Genomic DNA, 19,428 nt, shown 5'->3' on the forward strand with positions numbered 1-19,428 from the left:
GACCGGCTTTGGCTCGGCCCCCAGATGCTGAAGCGCCTGGTGGAGCCGTAGCTCGTCCACTCCCTCACCGCCGGCATCGCCCCCGAGGAGGCCATCGTGGCCTACCGGCGGCTGTACCTGCTGACCCTGGGCAGTGCGAGCTTCGTCAACCACCGCGATCCCAAGTCCGCCCAAACCGCCACCCGCGTCGCGCTGGCCGCACTCGCCCCGGAGGGGTTCCCGGGCTGACCGGGCAGCTCGGTACGGTCCTGCCCGCCGTGGTCGACCACGAGGTCTACTTCGGCGGGCTCCGCCAGCTTATCCACGCCGCCGGCCCGGCCGGGGCGGCGGCTAAGGTGCCTGGGCAAGCGGCGGAGGGCAAGTAGATCAGCGTGGACAGCACCCTCGCCGCCTATCGCGGTCAAGCCGCGTGGCCAAGAGCTGATCCACGGCCGGCCCGCCGTCGTCTGCCCGCAACAGCCAGCCGTGACTGGCACCGGGCCGCCCGCACCACCGGCGCCGTCCGCGGTCACCAGGGGGCGTGGTCGGGGGCGTGCTTGCCGTGGTCCTGTGGGGTGATCGGTCCGGGGCGGTTCTCCGGGGCGGGGCCGAGGCATAGGTGGCGTTCGCCTGGTTCGTGGGTGAAGCCGGACCCGCGGCAGATGCAGTTCGCGTCGTGGCCGGGTTCTGGGGCTCCGCGCCGGCAGTCCACGGGCTCTACGTGCAGGGGGACCAAGTCGTCTTCCTGCCAGACCATGACGGCAAGGATCTGCCCGGAGCCGTTGCAGCCGCCAGGGCAGTCGAGGCGGTGGGGGCCGTTGCGGAGCCAGTCTGCGTAGGCGGCGCGCAGCCACTTTTGGGCCTCGAAGGGGTCGAGTACGGGCAGATGCCGCAGCTTCCGAAGCTGGTTGGACAGCCGGGCGCATTCGGTGGGGCTGTGGATGTCGGCCCCGCACTGGAGGGCGACGATGTCGAGGACGACGGCTTCCAGGAGCAGTTGCTGGGCTTGGTGATCGTGCTTTCGCGCGGGGTCGACGATGCCAGGGTGGCGGCGGTCGGCGAGGTCGTCCACCATCCGGTGGTGGTACATGAGGCGTGCTTCGCTGAGGAGGTGCGGGACGGACGGGTGGTCCGGGTAGGCGTCGCGGACGGCGGCGAGGCCGAGGGCGTCGGCCAGGAGGTCTTCCTCGGGCCGGTAGCGGATGCGGCGGTTACCGGTGACGATGTCGAACGCCGCGCTGCACGCGGCCATGGCGGCGACGGTGGCGGCGATCTCCTCAGGGTCGTCGGTGGTGTCGATGGGCAGGGTGACGTAGGGCTCGGAGGAGGTGCTCATGAGCGTGGCCCTTCGGTGTGGGGTGCGGTTGGCGGGTGCCGGACGGGTGCTCGGGGCTCCGGGCGGTGCTGCATTGAACGGGGGATTCCTTGATGGATGTCTTGATGCCAAGGGGCCATCAAGGTCACGAATTGGCAACGGTCAGGCTCGGTGGGTTGGGCTCCCCAATTGGAGAGCCCAACCCACCATCAGGGTGCACACCTTGATGGGTGCCCCACCGCTGCTTTGGTGCCGTGGCAGGAGTCGCACAGGGCCTCGTCGCCAAATCAGCCCATCTCGACGGCGAGTAGGTCGTCCGCACTGCGGACCATCACCCCGGCGCGCGGGTAGACGTGCACGACCGGAGCAGACGGTCGCCGCGGTGGCACCACCGACTCGTCGGGGGGTGCCACCGCGGGAGGGGTCGGGGCCGGTAGACAAAGGCGCAAAGAGGTGGGGCCTCGTAGCCCGGCGCCTGACTTGGTGGCGTCGTCGGCGACCAGGACGCCGAACCGAGGGGCGGCCGATCTCGTCGCGGCCCAGCGCCCGTACGGCAGTTCAGCACCCGGCCGTGTCCTCACCGGGGTAGGCCATGGGAGGAGCAGCTCGCGCGCCAGCGGAGCGGCCCGCCGGGCCCGGTAGGTGCGGTTCGCTAGTGCTGTGACCGCATATGTTCACCGGGTTGGGGCAGGGCGGCCTGCAGGGGAGCTGCCTCTGTAAGATCGCGGGCCCAGGGTGCGAGGGCCGGAGGGCATGACGATGGAAGCGCCGCAGATACGCCTCGGCAGCAGTGGAGCATGGTTGGAGCTGGTTCAGGCTGGTGAGGACAGCTGGCGGGTCACCGCCGACTGGTGCTCATCGCTGTCAGCCGACTTTACCGCTTACCTCACCAGGGACGAGGTCTCGGACTTCGCCGCGCAGGTGCTCTCCCACTTGCGATCCCCGTCGGGCTCTCGATTCTCGGCGGCGGTGACTCCCGGTCGCAACAACCCGCTGGTGCTGAGCGCCGAACCCGTCGGGGACAAGTTTGCCTTCTTCGTGCGTCTGACTCCCAACGGTGACGACGCCGTGTGTCACCTGCAGATGGAGATCAGTCCCATCGACGCCACCGAACTGCGCGGCATGTTTGATGCGTTGCATTCCTCTTTGGCGCTCTGACCGCACGAGTTGGCCGGGTCAGGCCGCGATGTTTAGCTTTCGGCCTCCCCAGCGGACGCCTTTCTCGCTGCGTATGCGGGCGCGTTCGCGTCGTTGGGCGGCCAGGACGTCGGGGTGGCGGGCGTTGGCGTTGCGCCAATGCAGGTAGCGGTGCAGTGCGCGGGTCTGGACCGTGTGATTCGAGTGGTGGGAGTTGGCGAGGGTGAACTGCCGCAGCGGTCCGAAGTGCGCCTCGGGCGGAATTCCTTGACAGACGGGACGCTCCGGTGATTGGCCTGCAGTGCCACCAGCGGGTGGACGAGGACTGCACCGGCCGCGAGCCCCAGAGCGGCGGCGAGGGCGAGGAGGGCGGGGGAGTGGTGTGTCGGACCCTTTGATCGGCGGAAGCACCCGAGTGCCCGGCCGGTGACCACCGGCCGGGCACTGGGCGGTGAGTGGGTCAGCGGATCCGGGCGGCGGGCTTGGAGGTGAGCCGGGCGATCAGCTGCTCCGTCTCGTCCTGGATCATCCCGTCCCATCCCATGTCCACGGTCATCTGCCGGACCTGGTCGATGGCCATGCGGACCCCAGCCTCATTGCCGGCCCGGTGCTCGATGCGCATCCAGCTTCGGTAGAGCACCTCGGCGGCGGGCTCGACGTCGAGCCCGATGGCGACCGCCCGGCGGGCGGCCTCGATGTCGAGGACCTCGTCCTGGATGCGCAGCGTGGCCACGGCGTGGGCGGTGTCCACGATCTGGCCGATCATCGTCTGCACGAGTGGCGCCGCCCAGGTGTGGGCGCCTGCCCCGCCGAACGGGCGGCCGCGGACGAGATCGAGCGCGGCTTCCAGGTCCAGGACTCCGGCTGCGCCGTGTGGGAGTCCGCGCTGCGCGAGGTAGCTGAAGGTGGCGTAGTCGCAGCTCACCTCGGGCGACAGGGCATACTGCTCGACGCCCTTGGGCTTGGGCCGCAGGTACGGCTCGCCGTTGGAGTCGACGCCCAGCCGACGCCGGAGGCGGGACATATGGGTGTCCATCGTCGACTGGGTCCACGGGCTGACGGGGTCCATGCTGTGGGAGATCGCGCTGTAGCCGCGGTCGGACTTGAAGAGCAGCAGCGCCGCCAGTAGTACCAGCTTCGGCTGGATCGGGGCATCGCCGATCCCGATGATCCGCAGCGGCCCCAGCACCTGCACCTGCGGCGCGGAGTCCTCGGTCGGAGGGGTCGCATCGCCGTCGCGGACCATGGTCACCCGCGGCGGAACCTTCGTGAGCTGGGGCGTAGCGGCCGGGGCGGCAGCCTCGTCTGCAGAGTGGCTGGCGGGGTCGGCCGGGGTGGGGGTGTTCTCCTCGTCGTGCTCGACGGCTTGCGGGGCCACGGGCTCGGCGGCCTGGGCCGGGACGGTGGCAACGGGCATCTGGTTCTCCTCGGCTGCCTCCTCCACCTTCTTCTCCTGCTGCTCGGTCTCGGACATCGTCGTCGCGTTCGCCGTGGTGGCCAGCAGGGACAGGTGGCTGCGGGGGACAGCACCGCCCTTCTGAGGAGAGGAAGGGCCGAGGGCCTTGCGGTCGAGGTCCGGGACCATGGCCCACGCTCCCTCCGCCGCAGTGGCCGGCTGGGCCGCGGTGGTCAGATCGGCGGTCAGCTGCCGGTAGACCTCGTCTGTGACGCGCTGGAGCACCACCTCGGCGTCCAGCGACTCAAGCGACTGAAGCTCCGTGACCAGGTTGGCGTCCAGGACCTCAGCGTCCGGGAACAGGTCGCGCGCCTGGCCGGCGGCGGGCAGGATCGCCGCGACGCGCACCCCGGCCGGGACCTTGCCGAGGACGTCCGCGAACGCGTACAGCTCGTCCGGAGACGGGACGGCGGAGCACACCACCATCCACGGCTGCGGCTGCTCGCCTCCCTCGTGCTCGGCCTGGTGAACCTCGACCATCACTCGCGCCAGGTCTGCGGTCGCGGTGGCCAGGCGTGGGACGAACATGCTGCGGCACTGGGGGAGGAGCTGCTGCAGCTCCAGCCCGAACCCGGCCGTCATGATCTCGATGTGGTCGGCCCACAGTGCGGTGCCGGCCTCCATGGCGATGCCGCGGGCGACCTCGCGCACCGCCTGCTCGTCGCCGTCCAGGAGCAGCACGCGGGCGTGGTGCAGGTCTGCGAGGAGCAGGGTGCCGTCCTCGGCGGTGCCGATGGTGGCCAGGCCCGGGTAGGGGGCGGTGACGGTGCGGGCCTCGTCGGCGCTCAGCAGGACGGCGCGGTCCCTGCGCACGCCCCACCAGCCGCCGGGACGGTCGGTGAACGGGGCCAGAGCCTCGGCGTCGCGGTCCTCGGTCAGGATCTCCACCCGGTCCTGCTGGACGCGGGCGCCGATGATCTGAGGGAGGTTCTGCGGGTGGTGGTGGGCCAGGGTGCGCAGTGCGCGGTCGAGCAGGTCGACCAGGGTGGGGGATGAGGTGCGGTCGAGCACCATTTCGGTCTGGCTGGTCTCCTGCGGCATGGCGATCTGTTCGCCGGGCCGGCGCTCGCGCTGTTGTGCGCGGCGGCGGGCGGCGATGACGGCGAGGGCGCCAGCGCCGAGGAGGGCGGCGATGCCGCCAACGCCCTGTTGGACGGTGATCGGCGACTGGACGGTGTCGCGGTCCGTGGTCTCGGCGGTGGCTGGTGCCTGAGGTGCGGCAGCGGGGGGCGCCGGGGCCGCGGGGGAGGTGATAGCCGGAGAGGCAGTCTCGGTGGAGTCCGGGGCCGGCTGGGCCGGGCCGGGCGAGGGTGTGCTTGTCGCGGTCGTGGGGGCGCCGGCAGCTGTGGGGGCGGCTTCGGGCGGCGCCGGTGCTGGCGCGGCTGCCGGTGCGGGGATTGCCGGTGTCGTAGCGGCCGGGAGGGTCGCGGGGACGACGATGACGTCGCCGGGTTCGAGCTCGTCGGGGTCGGTCAGGTGTCGACCGTCGGGCTGTACGGTCGTGCGGGTCGCATCGAACAGCTTGGGGTAGGCGCCTGCGTCGCCGAGCTCGCGCTCGGCGATCGCAGACAGGGTCTCGCCTTGGCGGACCGTGACGCGGTGCTCGCCTTGGGAGGCCGGGGTCGCCTGGGCCGGCGTGGCGACCGTGGCGGTCTTCGCGTCGGACGGCAGCCGCAGAGTCATGCCGGGTTGGAGGAGGTCGGTCGTGTCGATCTGCGGGTTGAGATGCGCGATCTCCTGCCAGCGGGTGCCGTCGGCGAGGTAGTGCTGGGCGAGGTCCCACAAGGTGTCGCCGGCGACGACGTTGTGAACCGGCCCGGACCGCGCGTCGGGGGCCGCCGTCGGCGCCACCACGGTGGTGGCCCCGGCACTGGTGGCGGCCGGTGCGGTGGCGGTGATGGGCGCGGCGGAGGCCGGCTGGGGTGCGGCGAAGGCCGCCCCGGCGGGCAGGAGCATCGCGACTCCGGCGACCAGACCCGCGGCGAGGCGCTGGGTGGCACCGAGGGCGCGTACCCGCGGGGCCCGGCGGTGACGCAGGAGCGCGGTGATCTCGACGACGGTGGAGCAGACGAAACTGAGCCAGGCCGCCCAGCCGATCAGGGTGAGCGCGCCCAGGAACAGCGTGCCGTTGTCCGGGCTGGTGAGGGCGTTGGTGACGTCGCTCCAGCCCGGTACCTGGTGGGGGAGGGCACCCGTGCGCCACAGCAGGTAGGGGACGGCGCCGAGGAGCGCGATCAGGAGCGCGAGGGAGAGCAGGCCGCGCAGGGCTGCTCCGAGGCGGGAGACGGTACGGCGTGGCATGGGGGTCAGCCTCCCTGGACGATCAGTGCGGCGCTGCCTCGCCCGGTGACGGTCATGTCGCCGGGCCAGAAGTACGGTGTGTAGGTCTCGGTGACGGTGACGATGATCGACCCGTCGCCGCCCCAGCTCACTGTGCCGGTGACCCCGGCGCTGCGCAGGTAGGCCACGGCGGCGTTCTGCGCCGCGTTGCGGTCGATCGTGATGCCGCCGCCAGAGATGGCCTGGCCGGCGTTGACCGCCTGCGCGCCGGTGCGGGCGGCTTCCTGGGCGGAGGACTCGGCGTGGTTGAGGGCCCGCAGCTTGCCGGCGCCGTCGATGACTAGGGCAATGAGCAGCATGAGGGCGGCCGCGGCGACGGCGACGAACAGGGAGATGCTGCCGCGGTCGCCGCGCGCGCGGCGCCGGGACAGCCGTGTGGGCCAGGTGCGGGTGGTCATGCGGCGGGCCGTCCCCGGTAGGCGTCGATGGTCGAGGTGAAGCTCCCGCTGACGGTGGTGCTGCCGGGCAGGCCAGGGAGCGCGACGTCGCCCAGGGCCACGGTGCAGCGCACGGTCACGGTGATGTGTGACGGCGTGCCGAGTGGGGCCTGGAAGCCGCCAGCGGGCACGTCGACGGTCAGGCTGGAGCAGGTGAGACCCTGGTCCTGGAGGGTCTGCTGCGCGACCCGGTTGCCGGCGGTGCGGGCGGAGGCGGTGTCGCGTTCGAGGGAGGCGGCGCGTGCGGCGTTGCGGGCGGCGGCGTCGACCGAGTTGTGCGCGAGGTGGACCCGGCCGGCGGCCACGATGACGAGGAGTATGGCGATCAGGACGGGGGCGAGGATCGCGAGTTCGAGGCTGACACTGCCTCGGTCACCGCGGTGGCGTTCGGCGATCGCCCGGAGCGTGCGGCGGCCGACGGTCATGGGGCGGTCACCCGCTCCCGGGCGGCGGAGGCGTGCTGGTGGACCGGCAGGCTCAGTCCGGGGATCCACGTGCTGACGGTGCCGGTGACGTCGATGCGCACGGTATTGCCGTCGGTGCCGGTCACGGACCGGCCGCTGATGGAGGTGCCGGCCCGGTCGAGGAAGTCGGTGGCGGCCGCGGTGCCCTGCCCGATCGTCGCGCCCTGGACTCGGGCGCGTTCGACCCCGCGCTGGGCGGCGGACAGGGCGACGCTGCGGGCGTGGTACCACAGACCGGCCTGGATGGCCGTGAAGATCAGCAGCATGACGGCGGGGAAGACGATGGCCAGTTCGAGGCTGACCGCGCCGCGGTCCCCGCCGGGCCCGCGGCGGCGGGGCCTTCGGCGGGCCCGGGGGGCCGGGCGTGGTGTGGTCACTGACTGCTCCTGTGGCCGGATACGACGGGTCGCTGGCGAGGGGTCTGGGCCGCCGCTACTTGATGGCGTTTTCCTTCTCGGTGAGCTTGGTGGTCAGGAAGGTGCCCAGGCCGATGGCCAGCAGGACGAGCACGCCAACGATGATCGCGGTCTCGATCGACATGCCGCCGTAGTCGCTGCGGGAGCGGGCGGCCCGCAGACGGTAGAGCTGGTGGCGCATGTGGATGAGGAACGACTGGGTGACCGGGTCGGGAAGTTCGGGCATGACGAAGATCCTTTCGAAGCGGGAAATCCGGAAACGTTGCTGGTCAGGCGGCCATGATCTGGGCGATGGCGGGATAGCCGATGTAGAGCGACATGATCAGGACGAGCGCTGTGACGGGAACGATCATCTTCTCGGAGGTGATGTTCGCCTTGGCCTGCTCCTCGGACAGCAGGGCGCCGCGCAGGCTCGCGGCCTGCGCCTGGAGCGTGTTGTAGACGGAGGCGCCTTCCTCCCCGGCCACGGCCATGATGTCCGCCGGCGCCCCGAGTTCCGGCACGCCGAGCTCCTCGCTGAGCTGGCGCAGCCCCTCCCACGGCGGCAGACCGCCGAGTTCGGAGCGGGTGAGCGCGTCCCGCAGCCGCGAGAACACCCAGCCCTCGCCGAGCTGCGCGGCCTTGCGCAGCGCCTCGGACGGGCCGGCGTCCGCGGCGCGTTCCAGGCACACGAGTTCCAGGTAGGAGGCGATCGCGAACCTGAACTGGCGGCGGGCCTCGGTGGCTTCCTCCCGGACGTTCAGATCGGGGACCAGCCACATCACGACGGCCAGTCCCAGGGCCACCAGCCCGGGCACCGCGAACGGCAGGCTTCCGCCGGCCAGGGTGACCACGGCCGGGACCAGGGCAGGGAACAGCAGTCCCAGGACGGCGAAGCCGATCTTCTGGCCGACGTGCTGAGCGGGGGTGCGTCCCAGCAGCTCCAGGTCCCGGCGCGGAAGCCGCAGCGGGCCCTCGCCGACCTGTCCGAGCAGCCGGGCACCGAGACGCTCCAGCACGGAGTCGGCGACCCGCATCGGGCGCGGGTCCAGGTGCTCCAGGCGGCGGGCATCCACCCGCCGCAGGACGTCGCCCAGGTCCGGCCGGGCCCGGGTGGCTCCGGCGATGGCCACGGCAACGCCCAGCCCGGTGGTGGCGCCGGCCACGATCGCGGGTGCGCTGGCGATCACCGGTCCTCCCCCTCTCGGCCGGCGGCCGGGGCAGCGAGGATCCGCGGGGCCGGCTTGGACAGGGACATGCGGCGCATCCACAGCAGGACCCCGCCGAACGCGGCCGCCAGGCCGAGCAGGACCAGGTGCCCGAACGGCGTGCTGTAGGGCTGGACGTACTTCCCGGACAGGACGGAGAGCCCGAACACGCCCAGGCAGATCAGGGCGACCCAGCGCGCGTTCGCCCTCGGCTTCTCCCGGTCGGCCTCCACGGTGTCGCGCATGCGCACCTCCACGGCGACCGTGTCCGCGAGCTTCTCCAGCGCCCGGCCGAGCCCGGCACCGCGGTCCTCGACGTGACCGATCATCAGCAGAGCAACCGCGTCGGCGGTCGCGTCGTCCATCTCGGCGGCGAAGGCCCGGTAGGCGTCCTGCGGCTGCCAGCCCGCACCCAGGCGGGACGTCAGCCGCGAGATCTCCGGCACCAGCTTGGGCGGGGCGCTGCGCAGGGATGCGGTGACCGCCGCCTCCAGGCTCGTCCCGGCGGTGTGGATGTTGCTCAGCCGCCGCACCCACTGCTCAAGCGCCTCCAGACGCCTGATCTGGTCCCGGCTGCCGCGCCCGGGCTGCAGGATCCACGGCATGCCCACCACCGCGACGGCCGTCAGCAGTCCGCCGAGCAGCCAGGAGGAGAACAGCCACACGACCATGCCGGCCACCGCGGCCGCGCCGAGGATGAACCGGCCGCGGCCACGCACCCCGGCCGAAGCCGTGCGAAGGCGCCGCTTCAGCCGGCTGTCGGGCCGCGCGGTCGGCGGAGCGCTCGTGCCGACAGCGCCCGTCACGGCCAGGACCACACCCAGCACGGCGACGGTGCCGCCGACCGCGGCGAGAAGAGCGTCAGGGGTCACGGTCACAGCTCCGTCACCGTCCTCAGCGGCTGCTCCCACGCACCCCAGGGCTGCTGCAGGACACGCAGGTCCAAGCCGGCCCGCCTCAGGTCGCCGATGCACTGCGGCAGCATGTGCGGCACCGCCCGCGCCTCCCGGTAGCCCGACCCGTCCTCCCGGGGCCCGAAGATCGTCTGACGCGACGGAATACCATGCTCCCCGACCCCCGTGATCTCCACCACCTGCGAGACGAAACGGTGCTTGGCCCCGCCGACCTCGGTCTCATCCACCAGCCGCACATAGACGATGAAATCCACCGACAGCGCGATCTTCCGGTACGCGGACCGCTCGCTGCGCCCCGCCTCCTCGACGAGTTCGACGAGCCGCTCGATCACCATCTCGGCGCTCTTGGCGTGGACGGTCGCCATCGATCCGCCGTCGCCGCTATTGAAGGCGCGGAGCATCGGCAGGGCCTCTTCGCCGCGGACCTCGCCGACCAGGACGCGGCGCAGCGACATGCGCAGGCTCTGTTCGAAGAGGTCGGTGAGGGTGACCTCGCCGATCGGGCGTCCGTCCGGGCCGCGTTCGCCGTTGCCCTCGCGGGCTTCCAGGGCCACGACCTCGGGGGCGTTGGCGTCCTTGTGCAGCCACAGCTCGAAGCTGTCCTCCAGGGTGCCGATGCGCTCGGTGCGCGGGATTTCCAGCGCCATGGCCCGCATCAGGCTGGTCTTGCCGGCGCCCTGGCTGCCCGCGATGATCACGTTCTTGCGGGCCCGGACGACGGCGGTGAGGAACTGTTCGAGGGAACTGTCCAGGGTGCCCAAGGCGCGGAGGTCGCTCAGGCGCTGCGAGTGGGTGCGGTGGCGGCGGATCGCGGCGTGCGGCCGGTCACTGACGTACGCGGTCATCGCGAGGCGGGCGCCGCCGCGCAGCCGGGAGTTGAGCAGGGGGGTGGCTGAGGTGAGGCTGCGCTCGGCCTGTCCCTGCGTGCGGACGACCTGGTTGAGCAGGGCGATCAAGGCGGCGTCGGACTCGGCGACGGGGCCGACCTCCCGGGAGGGCCGGTCGCGGTAGTCGACGCGCACCCGGTCGCCGGCGATCAGGATGTTCTCGATGTCCGGGTCGTCCAGCAGGGGCTGCAGGCGCCCGGCCTGGAACAGCTCCTGCAGAACGGCCTTGCGCACGGCCTGTTCGCCGGCCTGCGTCAGGGCACCGGAGGTGGCCGCGTAGTCGGTCGCCCACAGACTCACGACGCTGTTGACCAGCGACTGGCCGAGCTGCAGCTGGTCGTCCCGGGACATGCCCGGCGTCTCGGCAGTGGCAGTGGCCAGCTGCTCGGCGACGCGCGAGCGCAGCTTCGCGATCTCCTCATACGGCACCGGCAGTGCGTCGGCCTTCTCCACGACGACCGGCCCGGTGCGCAGCGCGGGAGCAGCAGAACCCGGCGCCGGGCTCGGGGAGGGGACGGCCGGGGCGGGGGTGGTGACGCGCCAGCCGTCACCGCTGTGTCCGGCCAGCAGGGCGTCGCGGAAGCGTTCCGTGCGGGAGCTGTCCCCCTGGGCCGTTGGGGCGATGACATCAGACACGGGCTGCCTCCTGTCCTGGAAGCGGCGTCAGGTGAAGCCGGCGGCGGGTCGCGTTGAGGGTGAGCTCCTGGTGGGCGGAGCGGGCGGCCCGGATCAACGGGGCCAGCTCGAACCGGCCGCGCAACGGCTCGCCGGCGCTGAGAGCCGAGCCGGTCGCAGTGTCGAACGGCAGGGAAGCGATGACGGGAACGCCCAGGCTGCTCGCGATCTGGTTGGCCTTGAACGGCCCGTCCTCGATCACGACCAGGCGCAGGGCCGCGGAGCCGGTGCCGTGTCGGTCCAGATCCTCGCGCAGGACCCGCAGCACGGGCGCGGCGGCCGCGACCGACTGCGTGTTCGCACGCACCACGAGCAGGACCAAGTCGGCGCGCCGCAGCAGCGGCGCGGGGGAGTAAGTGGAGCTGACGCTGGTCGCCGACTCGACGACCACGCGCCCCGCGTCGACCAGGACGTCGTACCCGTCCTCCTCCATCACCCGCAGCAGGCGGTGCAGCGGCTCCCATGTGCCGGCCAGGGACGGGGTCTGGGTCGGGTCGGTCAGGCCGGGCAGCAGCAGCCGGTCCCCGGCCTGGTCGAGCGGCACCAGGTGCCGCTCGAAGACATCGGGCAGGGTGCCCTCGCGCTGCGCGGTGGCCAGACGGTGCAGCCCGACAGCGGCCGTGATGCGGCCCTGGAGGAATCCGGTTCGGATGGTGCCGCCCGACGGGTCGCACTCCGCCAGCAGGGTCCGCTTCGGGCCGGACAAGCCCAGCGCCAGCGCAGTGGTCGTCACGCCGCTGGACTTCGCCGACACCAGAGTGATGAGAGCCATCAGCTCCTCGCCTTCAGGACGATCGCCACCCTGCCCGTCGCCGCCCACGAGGCAACGACCGGACTGTCCACCGGGGTCACCGCGAGATCGACAACGCGGGCACCGTTGGCGTCCGGCTCACCGACCTGCAGCACGGTCGCACCGATCGTCGACGGCCTACCGGCGGCGGCCTTGTCGTCCTGCGGTCCCGGCGTGGAGACCACCTGCACCTCGTCCCCCGCCTGCAAGGACTGCGCAGGCACCTGCCCGACCTTGGCGAGAACACCCACAACGTCCTTGCCCGCCCGCAGGGGCTGGCCGCTGCGCACGGAAGCATCCGTGACCAGCGTGCCCGCCGGCAGGTCGGCGACCGCCGCCTTGCCCAGGATGTCCGCGGCCCGCGAGACCGGAACCGGGTGCAGCGCCGGGTCCGGGATGACGGAGGCGGTCTTCAGGTCGTCGGCCGCGATGACCTTCCCTGCGGGAATGGGATGCGCGACAGCGATCACCTCGACCCGGTGCGCCGCGCGAACGTTCAGGTAGGCCGACGTCAGCCCGCCCACCGCGGCCAACGCCACGCCCACGGCGATGAGTGCGGGGCGGCGGCTGCGGCGCGGGCCCGGATCGGCGACAGGTAGCGGCCCGGCCGGCGCGCCCTTCGCGGCGTTGCCCGCCGCAGCGCGCCGTTGCCTGGTCAGTGTGGGTGCCATCAGAACCTCAGGTGTCAGGAGTTGGCGGCGCGTGGCGCCGCTCACTGCGTGTTCAGGGCCTGCGCTTCGGCGATCGCCACCGACGTCGCCGCCTGGCGGTCGGTGGTGATGCGGCCGGTCTGCCCTGTGCTGGCGGTCCAGTCCACGACCCACTTGCTGGTCGCGTTGATCGCGTACTGGCCGGCCTTGGTGTAGGTGTGACCGCAGTCGGGCTGCTGGGTGCCGTACTCCGGCAGGTACGGCTTGCCGGGGGTGCGGCAGGTCTCGGTCGCGCCGTCGCCCGTGGTCCAGATGAGGCGGTCCACGTGTGCGGTGGCGGTCACCGTGACGCCACCGGCGGACACCGACGCGGTCTTCGGGCCCCAGGTGGTGTCCGAGACGGTCGTCCACAGCCACACCGGCAGGCCGACCAGCGTTTTCGCGCCGGGCTTGGGAGCGATGCCGATGTCGGCCCCGAGCAGCTTCATGCTGTCCACGGCCTGCTGGGCGAGCTGGGCCGGGTCGACCATGCCGCCCATGCCGGGCGGAGGGGTGGCGCTGTACATGGCGCCGCTCATCAGCTCGGCGCCCTTCGCCAGGCAGGTCCGGTTGTACAGCGCACCCTGGCCCGGCTTCCAGTCCGCAGGAAGCCCAGTGGCCAGCCTCCAACTGTCGCTGTCCGGCGGAGGCTGCGGGTCGTAGGCCTTCCAGTAGCAGCTGTCGCTCGGGTTGTACCACCCGTACTTGTCGACGTAGCAGGCCACCTCGGCGCCGTCGATCAGGCACTTCGCCCCGCCGCCGCTGCTCCCGCCGCTGCTCCCGCCGCCGTCACCGCCGGGCTTGCCTCCGCCTCCGGTGCCGCCGCCTCCGGCGTGCAGGTCACAGTCGAGGACGTTCGGGGGGCAGTCCACCCCGCCGTCGGCCCACGAAACCGCGGCGGGCATCAGGAAGGTCGCGGCCGCAGACAGGATCCCCGCCGCTACCGTCACCCGCGCGAGTCTCAGCACGTCAGCGTCCGGTCGACCGCCGACTCGCCGATCAGCCACCGGCCGTCGACGCGCTGCGCCACGGAGTTGTAGACGTGCCGGTGAACGCCGTCGGTGTCGCTCGGCGCCCCGGTGGTCTTGTTGACCGGAAGGAAGTCGGTGCTGTCGATGCAGTCGCGAATCGTCACCCGGGCCGGCATCGACGCCAGGTCCACGGCCTGTACTTGCGGCGACAGCTTCGGCTGACCCTTCACCACGAGGTTGTTCTTCTGGTAGTAGTTGACGGCGATCTTGATGCCCGCCAGCGCCTTGTCCCGGGTGTAGGTCTCCAAGTTGTCGACGCCGTCGAGCGAGCCCGCGTTGTACGCCTTCACGGTCACGTCCCACATGCCCTGGTAGGCCACCAGCGCAGCGGCCTTCGCGTCAGCCGTCGGATCGGCCGTGGGCGTTGCTGTCGGGGACGGCGGGGCTGCGACGGTTGAAGGGGCTGGAGGCGCCGCATCCGTGTGGGGGGACGAACAGGCCGTCAGCACCGCCGATCCTGCGACCAGGGCGATGTACATCAGATCCTTGCGCCGCAGCACACGTGCCACGTGAACCCCCTCGATGTTGTTCGGCCTCGGACCAATCTCGGGGTGGACCGCTCGCCAGGTGGAGTGGCCCCCCATCGCCTAACCCCGCGACGCCCTGCGGCGTCACCCCTGCACGCTCGGCCGGCCGCGGATGAAGACGGCCAGCCGGACCCCTGGGACAGGGAAGTTGCTGACTTCGCAGGGGGATCGCTTCGTTACAGTAAGCCATTTTCAGCCAAGATCCCAGAGTCAATTGCTCGTGTGCTGACCGGGTTTGACGGGCGCCTTCCCGAAGTCGCAGCCGAGCCAAGCGTTTTGTCTTATTCGTCCTGATCTGGTGGTCGTGATCGCCTCATTGGAAGTGCAGCATCCGCTCCGGCAATCGACAATCGTGGCCGGAAGCCGACGTCTTGTCCTGAGTACTCGTACTCAGGACACGAATCACGTGCCCGCATTTGAGTCGTTTGAGGAGCGCGACCCCGCCCGCGTCAGGGAAGAATTCGTGCGGTCGGCCGACCGCGCCGGCTCTTCACCGGCCCGGCCGCCGCCTGCTCTGCCGCAGGCTCCGACACCGGCTCGACGGCCTCGGCGTCGTCCGCCTTCACGGCGCTCGCCTCCGCAGCGACGACCCGGGCCGTACCGCCCCGAGCGGCCGGAGCGACCGGCGTGGTGAACGCCAGGACCGCATCGTCCTGCGTGGTCGCCCGCTTCAGCAGTGCCGGAAGCTGCTGGGCCCGCACCGCGGAGTTGGCCCGCGTGACCAGCGCACCCACCTTGCCCGGCGAGTACAGCTCTTGGAAGGCCTCCTTGACCTGGAGACCCTTTACCAGCAGCGGGCCGACCCGGTTGCCGGCGTTGGTCACCTGCACGTAGGAGTGGAAGCGGGGCAGCTCCGCGATCCGCGCCGCCGACACCGCTCCGTGCCACTCCTCGGCCACCGGGCGCACCGCGGTCACCGAGCCGCCGCTCGTGCTGACCACGCTGGAATTCTGCATGATCGACTCCCGCGTCGTCGCACTGACCCGGCCGAGCAGCTGGGTCATCACGTGCAGGCGCCCGCCGAACTTGCGCAGCTGCTCGGTGATCGACGCCATGCTCTCCCCGCCGACGCCGTCCAGGCTGATCAGCTCGTCGCCGAAGATGTGCATCGGCTGGCGGTCGTCAGCTGCCAGGTCGCGCCGGGACAGGCCCGCGCGCAGCAGGTCCGCCAGCATCATGCTGACCAGCAGCCGGTCCGAGGGACCGGTGCCCTCCAGGCACAGCCAGATGATCTCCCCGGCGTCCATCGCGGCCCGGATGTCGTACCACCCGGTCGGCGAACCCAGGAACGCCCTGGTGATCTCGTTGGCCGCCAGCCGGTCCAGCGGGTTGAGCACCGGTGCCAGCTCGTCCGCCTTGTACTTGCGGAACGTCGTTTCCCACCACCTCCTCTGCTCCGGCGTCAGGTGCTGGAGCAGCGCGTTGCGCCAGGCCCGGTTCGACAGCAGCGTCCGCACCTGGTGCACTGTCGCCTGCGCCCGCGGCCGGCCCGCCGCCACCGCCCGCTGGTTGTGGGACACCAGCGCCTCGACCGCCTTCGTCAGGATCGCGATCGCCCGTGGGTGAGCGGCGTCCGTCCAGGACAGCGCGTTGGCCAGCGAGTCGACGGCCGCGCTCGCCACGCGGCCCGCGCTGCGCCCGCCCTCCATCGTCAGCGGATTCCATGTCGGCAGAACCCCGCCCGTCAACTCCGCCTTCGCGAGGTCGATCCGGCGTACCCGCCTGGCCAGGCGGTTGTGCGCCAGAACGGGCGCCGCAGTGTTCCAGCTGTCACCGTGAGGGTCGATGAACAGCACCCCGGCGCCGGCCAGGGCGAGCGCCAGCGCCCGCACGATCGCCATCTCCGTCTTGCCGCCGCCCGCCTTGCCGACAGCCAGGGAGAACAGGAACTCCTCCTCGGGAGTTGCCACGATCCGGCTGCGCCCGTCGGCGCTGACCAGCAGCCCGTGCGGGACCAGACGGGCGCCGAGCTCGTAGGTGGGCAGTTCGGAGGCGAGCACAGGGAGGACCGCGTCGGCGGTCGGCGGCTTGAGTAGCCCGGCCAGCTCGCCGATGTGCACCCAGTTCTGCTTCCGGGGGGCGACCAGGCCGGTGGTCCACCGGCGGTCGAAGGACCCTTGGCGGTGGCGGCTGTTGGCACCCCAGCTCCACCTGAGGATCCGGCCGCCGTCGACGCCGAGTCGGCTGTCCTCGCCGAACACGTCCAGCGCGGCCGAGAGCTGCTCCAGTAGCTGGTAGGCGCGGCCCTCGCGCTCGGAGACGCAGCGCACCAGCAGCTGGATCCGCACCAGGCCGATGGCGTTGCTGAGCCGCCCGAGCGTCTCCTCCCGGTCGACGGTACGCGGTCGTACGGTGGGCGCCATGGTGGAGGGGGCTTTCTGCGAGGGGTCCAGCAGGCTCAGCAGCTGGTAGCGCAGGGAGTCCTGGGCTTCCGCCGCGTCGGCGGCCGCGTCTCGGGCCGCGCGGCGGGCGTTCTTGCGGCTGCGCTCGCGCGCCTCGCGCATGGTCTGCCACTGCCGCAGGCGCAGGTGCCAGCGGGGGACGGCTTGGATGTCGAGGACGACCTCGGCGAGTTCGCCCAGGTCTGTCTGGATGTCGGCGACCGCGTCGATGAGCGGCTGGAGCGGGTCCGGCGTCAGCGGGACCTCGCGCAGCGTGGCGGACGGCTTGCCGCGCAGGACGAACTCGGCCCGCACCGCGTGCAGCCGGCCTTGCTCCTCGGCCGTGCCGCGGCCGGGCTTCCTCTTGAGATCGACGCTCCGGCCGGAGGCCTTGGCCGCCAGGGCCGCTGCTTTCGCCTCCGCCTTGCGGGCCTTCGCCTCGGCTTTGCGCTGCTGCTGGAGCTCCTTGTTCTTCCTGTCCAGCCGGTCCTGCGCGGCCTGCGCGGCGTACGGGTCGTCGGCCGGCGGGGCCTCGGCGACAGTGACTTCCTGGAAGCGGGAGTTCTTGAGGAGGGTCACGGCCTCCGACGGTGCCTCCACCGAGTACTCCAGCGGCACGGTGCCGTCTGCCCGAAGGCGTACCCTCACCCGCCGGGCCGCTGCGGGCGCCCACCAGGGGCCCTTGCGGGAAGCGCGCAGCAGCAGCGCGCTCTGGCGCCAGATGTCCTCCGTGCTCGGCGCGAAGCGCCTGGTCGGAGTCAGGATGAAGCGGGTCCGCTGGGCCAGGGCCCGGCGGGTGAGCACCTGGTGGACCACCCCGGCGGCGACGGTCGGCGGGACGAGGAGGACCAGGAGCAGCCCCGCGTTGTCCTGGCACCACGCCCCGGCGTTGGCGAACCAGGCCAGGACCTTGCCCGCCGCGTGGAGGGCGGACTTGAGCCCGGAGGTGTCGCTGGTCTGGCTGTTCATCGGGTGGGCTCCCATCCGGTGCTGGTGCGGGTGAAGGTCACGGTGGCGGGGCGGCGGTCTCCGTAGTCGCCGGTGGGGGAGGTGCCGACCCACAGCATGTCCACGCGGGCACTACCCGGGGCGGTGTCGTCCGAGTGCGCGGCCGCTGCCTGGATCCGCACCCCGGAGTAGAAGTACGGGCCGCTCGCGCCCGGGCCGGGAGAGAAGTACTGCGGCCACTTCTCCCGGCCGGCCCCGGTCGTCTCGGCGAGCCAGACGTCGCGGCCCAGCGCCACCAAGGCATCGGCGTCGGCGGGGGCCAGGTCGCTGGGGTATGCCTTGGCGAACCCGGCCTGGATCGCAGGATCCCCTGCCGGTCCATCACCGGCGGCCGCGACGCCGGACGGCACCACGGTCGGCCAGGCGGCCGGGCTCGGGGGCGTGCTGCTCGACGATGCGGTGGGCCGGGCCTCGGCCGTCGGCGGGACCGGTGCCGGGAGGCCGGTGTCCGCAGCGATTGGGGGAGCCTCGGCCTGGGCTGACGCCGCCAGCGCGCCGGTGGAGGGGTGGTGCGGTGCGCGGCCGGCCGGGATCAGGAGGGCGAGTCCGCCTGCGAGCAGCGCGATCGCGCCGAACTCGGGCAGGAAGCGGGGCATCTTCACGGGGGCCTCTCAGGAGATCGGGCGGGCGCCGCCCGCGTAGTCATAGCTCCACACCGCGGCCTGCTTGACCACGTCGCCGGGCTTCGGGGCGTTGATCATCTGTCCGCCCCCGATGTAGAGGCCGACGTGGTAGATCCCCTGCGCGGCGTTGCCGAAGAACACCATGTCGCCCGGCTGGAGAGCGCCGACTCCGGCGGAGGCGGGGATCCGCTGGCCGACCCCGGCCTGGTCGGCGGCGAGCCGGGGCAGCTTGACCCCGACCTTCGCGAACACGTAGGTCATCAGCCCGGAGCAGTCGAAGCCCTTGACGGTGCGTCCGTCCTGGCCGCCCTGCGAACAGCACACGCCGGTCGTCGGGCCGCTGGCGTCGCCACCGCCCCAGGAGTACGGCTGGCCGAACTGGCTGCGCGCCGCCGCGATGACGGTCTGCACCCGGTCCGAACCCTCGCCGCCGGTCGGCGGGGCGGTGCCGAGCGCGGCGTACTGGCTCGCCCAGCGCAGCACCTCGTCCACGTAGGCGCCGCTGTTGTTGTAGCGGAGGACCGACTTGCGCAGGACAGCCGAGTCCGTGAGGTCCTTGCCGTCGTCGCACAGGTACAACGCGGCGGCCAACGTCTCGTCATCGGCACTGTTCGGGTTCGCGCTCGCCCCGCCGTCCTGCGGGTGCACCTTCGCCGCGTACCCGGCGAAGGTGCTCGGGAGGAACTGCATCGGGCCGACGGCCGCGTCATAGTGAGCGTTGCCGTCCCACCGGCCCTGGTCGGTGTCCATCACCGGCGTGCGGTTGCCTCCGGCACCGCTCCCGTTCAGGATCGGCCCGACGATCGGCGGGGTGATGAGCCCGGTGGCGGAGTCGATGCTGTGCCCCTGCGCGTGCCCGGACTCCACCTTGCCGATCCCGGCCAGCAGCGACCAGCTCATCCCCTTGCACTGCGTGTCCAGCTGCGCCACCGAGGACGCCGCCCGCACGTAGGCACTCATCATCCGTGCGGGGATGTCGCTGACCGCGCCGACCGGGGCGGTGGACCCCGGGTCGCGGACGTCCAGGACGCCCAGGACGACGATTCCGCCCAACCCGATCGCCGTGCACAGCAGCGTCATCCCCAGGCAGCCGATCCTCCGGAACAGCTTGAACACCGCTCACCACCCCCTGCCGTCGTCCCCCGGGCAGGGCGCGCCGCCTGTCCTCTGCC

Annotated in this window: 19 protein-coding genes and 1 pseudogene; 2 read left to right on the forward strand and 18 right to left on the reverse strand. The window is 72.0% G+C overall.

What is annotated here, in order from left to right:
- Positions 1-96 precede the first annotated feature (96 nt).
- Positions 97-228 (forward strand): hypothetical protein, encoded by a 132-nt coding sequence (locus ACIRST_RS38910; protein WP_402808856.1) that lies wholly within the window; start codon positions 97-99, stop codon positions 226-228.
- A 280-nt stretch (positions 229-508) separates the two neighbouring features.
- On the opposite strand, the gene ACIRST_RS38915 is transcribed toward ACIRST_RS38910, so the two are convergent.
- Entirely contained in the window at positions 509-1,315 is an 807-nt protein-coding gene (locus ACIRST_RS38915; RefSeq protein ID WP_402808859.1) for a hypothetical protein, read from the reverse strand.
- Between the two features lie 266 nt (positions 1,316-1,581).
- Positions 1,582-1,707, reverse strand: a complete 126-nt coding sequence (locus ACIRST_RS38920; protein WP_402808861.1) for a hypothetical protein — start codon at positions 1,705-1,707, stop codon at positions 1,582-1,584.
- A gap of 340 nt (positions 1,708-2,047) precedes the next feature.
- On the opposite strand from ACIRST_RS38920, the gene ACIRST_RS38925 reads away from it, so the two are divergent.
- A complete protein-coding gene (locus ACIRST_RS38925) occupies positions 2,048-2,452 on the forward strand; it encodes a hypothetical protein (protein WP_402808863.1) in 405 nt (134 codons plus the stop codon).
- A gap of 18 nt (positions 2,453-2,470) precedes the next feature.
- Here ACIRST_RS38925 and ACIRST_RS38930 read toward each other — a convergent pair.
- From ACIRST_RS38930 to ACIRST_RS39005, 16 genes and pseudogenes are all read right to left on the reverse strand, one after another.
- Positions 2,471-2,692, reverse strand: a pseudogene (locus ACIRST_RS38930) (IS630 family transposase); the annotation flags it as partial.
- 199 nt (positions 2,693-2,891) lie between these two features.
- Positions 2,892-6,188, reverse strand: coding sequence for a LysM peptidoglycan-binding domain-containing protein (locus ACIRST_RS38935; protein WP_402808865.1), 3,297 nt, complete (start codon positions 6,186-6,188; stop codon positions 2,892-2,894).
- Between the two features lie 5 nt (positions 6,189-6,193).
- Positions 6,194-6,625: a pilus assembly protein TadG-related protein gene (locus tag ACIRST_RS38940; protein WP_402808867.1), complete on the reverse strand. Its 432-nt coding sequence runs from the start codon at positions 6,623-6,625 to the stop codon at positions 6,194-6,196.
- Positions 6,622-7,089, reverse strand: coding sequence for a TadE/TadG family type IV pilus assembly protein (locus ACIRST_RS38945; RefSeq protein WP_402808870.1), 468 nt, complete (start codon positions 7,087-7,089; stop codon positions 6,622-6,624). The genes ACIRST_RS38940 and ACIRST_RS38945 overlap by 4 nt, the downstream gene beginning before the upstream one ends.
- Complete coding sequence (locus ACIRST_RS38950; RefSeq protein ID WP_402808872.1) at positions 7,086-7,505, reverse strand: TadE family protein; 420 nt, start codon at positions 7,503-7,505, stop codon at positions 7,086-7,088. The genes ACIRST_RS38945 and ACIRST_RS38950 overlap by 4 nt, the downstream gene beginning before the upstream one ends.
- Positions 7,506-7,560: 55 nt before the next feature.
- On the reverse strand, positions 7,561-7,770 hold the full coding sequence (locus ACIRST_RS38955; protein WP_402808875.1) for a hypothetical protein: 210 nt from the start codon (positions 7,768-7,770) through the stop codon (positions 7,561-7,563).
- Positions 7,771-7,813: 43 nt separating this feature from the next.
- Positions 7,814-8,713: a type II secretion system F family protein gene (locus tag ACIRST_RS38960; protein ID WP_402808878.1), complete on the reverse strand. Its 900-nt coding sequence runs from the start codon at positions 8,711-8,713 to the stop codon at positions 7,814-7,816.
- Positions 8,710-9,603: a type II secretion system F family protein gene (locus ACIRST_RS38965; RefSeq protein ID WP_402808881.1), complete on the reverse strand. Its 894-nt coding sequence runs from the start codon at positions 9,601-9,603 to the stop codon at positions 8,710-8,712. Before ACIRST_RS38965 ends, ACIRST_RS38960 begins: the two co-directional genes overlap by 4 nt.
- Positions 9,604-9,605: 2 nt before the next feature.
- Positions 9,606-11,168: a CpaF family protein gene (locus tag ACIRST_RS38970; protein WP_402808882.1), complete on the reverse strand. Its 1,563-nt coding sequence runs from the start codon at positions 11,166-11,168 to the stop codon at positions 9,606-9,608.
- The gene (locus ACIRST_RS38975; RefSeq protein WP_402808885.1) at positions 11,161-11,979 is read right to left on the reverse strand and encodes a MinD/ParA family protein; all 819 of its coding nucleotides are present in this window, start codon (positions 11,977-11,979) and stop codon (positions 11,161-11,163) included. Before ACIRST_RS38975 ends, ACIRST_RS38970 begins: the two co-directional genes overlap by 8 nt.
- Positions 11,979-12,668 carry an SAF domain-containing protein gene (locus ACIRST_RS38980; RefSeq protein WP_402808886.1) on the reverse strand — a complete coding sequence of 230 codons (690 nt, stop codon included), beginning with the start codon at positions 12,666-12,668 and terminating at the stop codon, positions 11,979-11,981. The genes ACIRST_RS38975 and ACIRST_RS38980 overlap by 1 nt, the downstream gene beginning before the upstream one ends.
- Positions 12,669-12,709: 41 nt before the next feature.
- Entirely contained in the window at positions 12,710-13,636 is a 927-nt protein-coding gene (locus ACIRST_RS38985; RefSeq protein ID WP_402808889.1) for an ATP-binding protein, read from the reverse strand.
- Positions 13,637-13,647: 11 nt separating this feature from the next.
- Entirely contained in the window at positions 13,648-14,226 is a 579-nt protein-coding gene (locus tag ACIRST_RS38990; protein WP_402808891.1) for a hypothetical protein, read from the reverse strand.
- Between the two features lie 467 nt (positions 14,227-14,693).
- Positions 14,694-17,594: an ATP/GTP-binding protein gene (locus tag ACIRST_RS38995; protein WP_402808894.1), complete on the reverse strand. Its 2,901-nt coding sequence runs from the start codon at positions 17,592-17,594 to the stop codon at positions 14,694-14,696.
- Entirely contained in the window at positions 17,591-18,235 is a 645-nt protein-coding gene (locus ACIRST_RS39000; protein WP_402808897.1) for a hypothetical protein, read from the reverse strand. Before ACIRST_RS39000 ends, ACIRST_RS38995 begins: the two co-directional genes overlap by 4 nt.
- Positions 18,236-18,244: 9 nt before the next feature.
- Positions 18,245-19,372, reverse strand: coding sequence for an NlpC/P60 family protein (locus ACIRST_RS39005; protein WP_402808900.1), 1,128 nt, complete (start codon positions 19,370-19,372; stop codon positions 18,245-18,247).
- Positions 19,373-19,428: the final 56 nt, after the last annotated feature.

It is taken from the genome of Kitasatospora sp. NPDC101447, assembly GCF_044767225.1.
Classification (GTDB): Bacteria; Actinomycetota; Actinomycetes; order Streptomycetales; family Streptomycetaceae; genus Kitasatospora.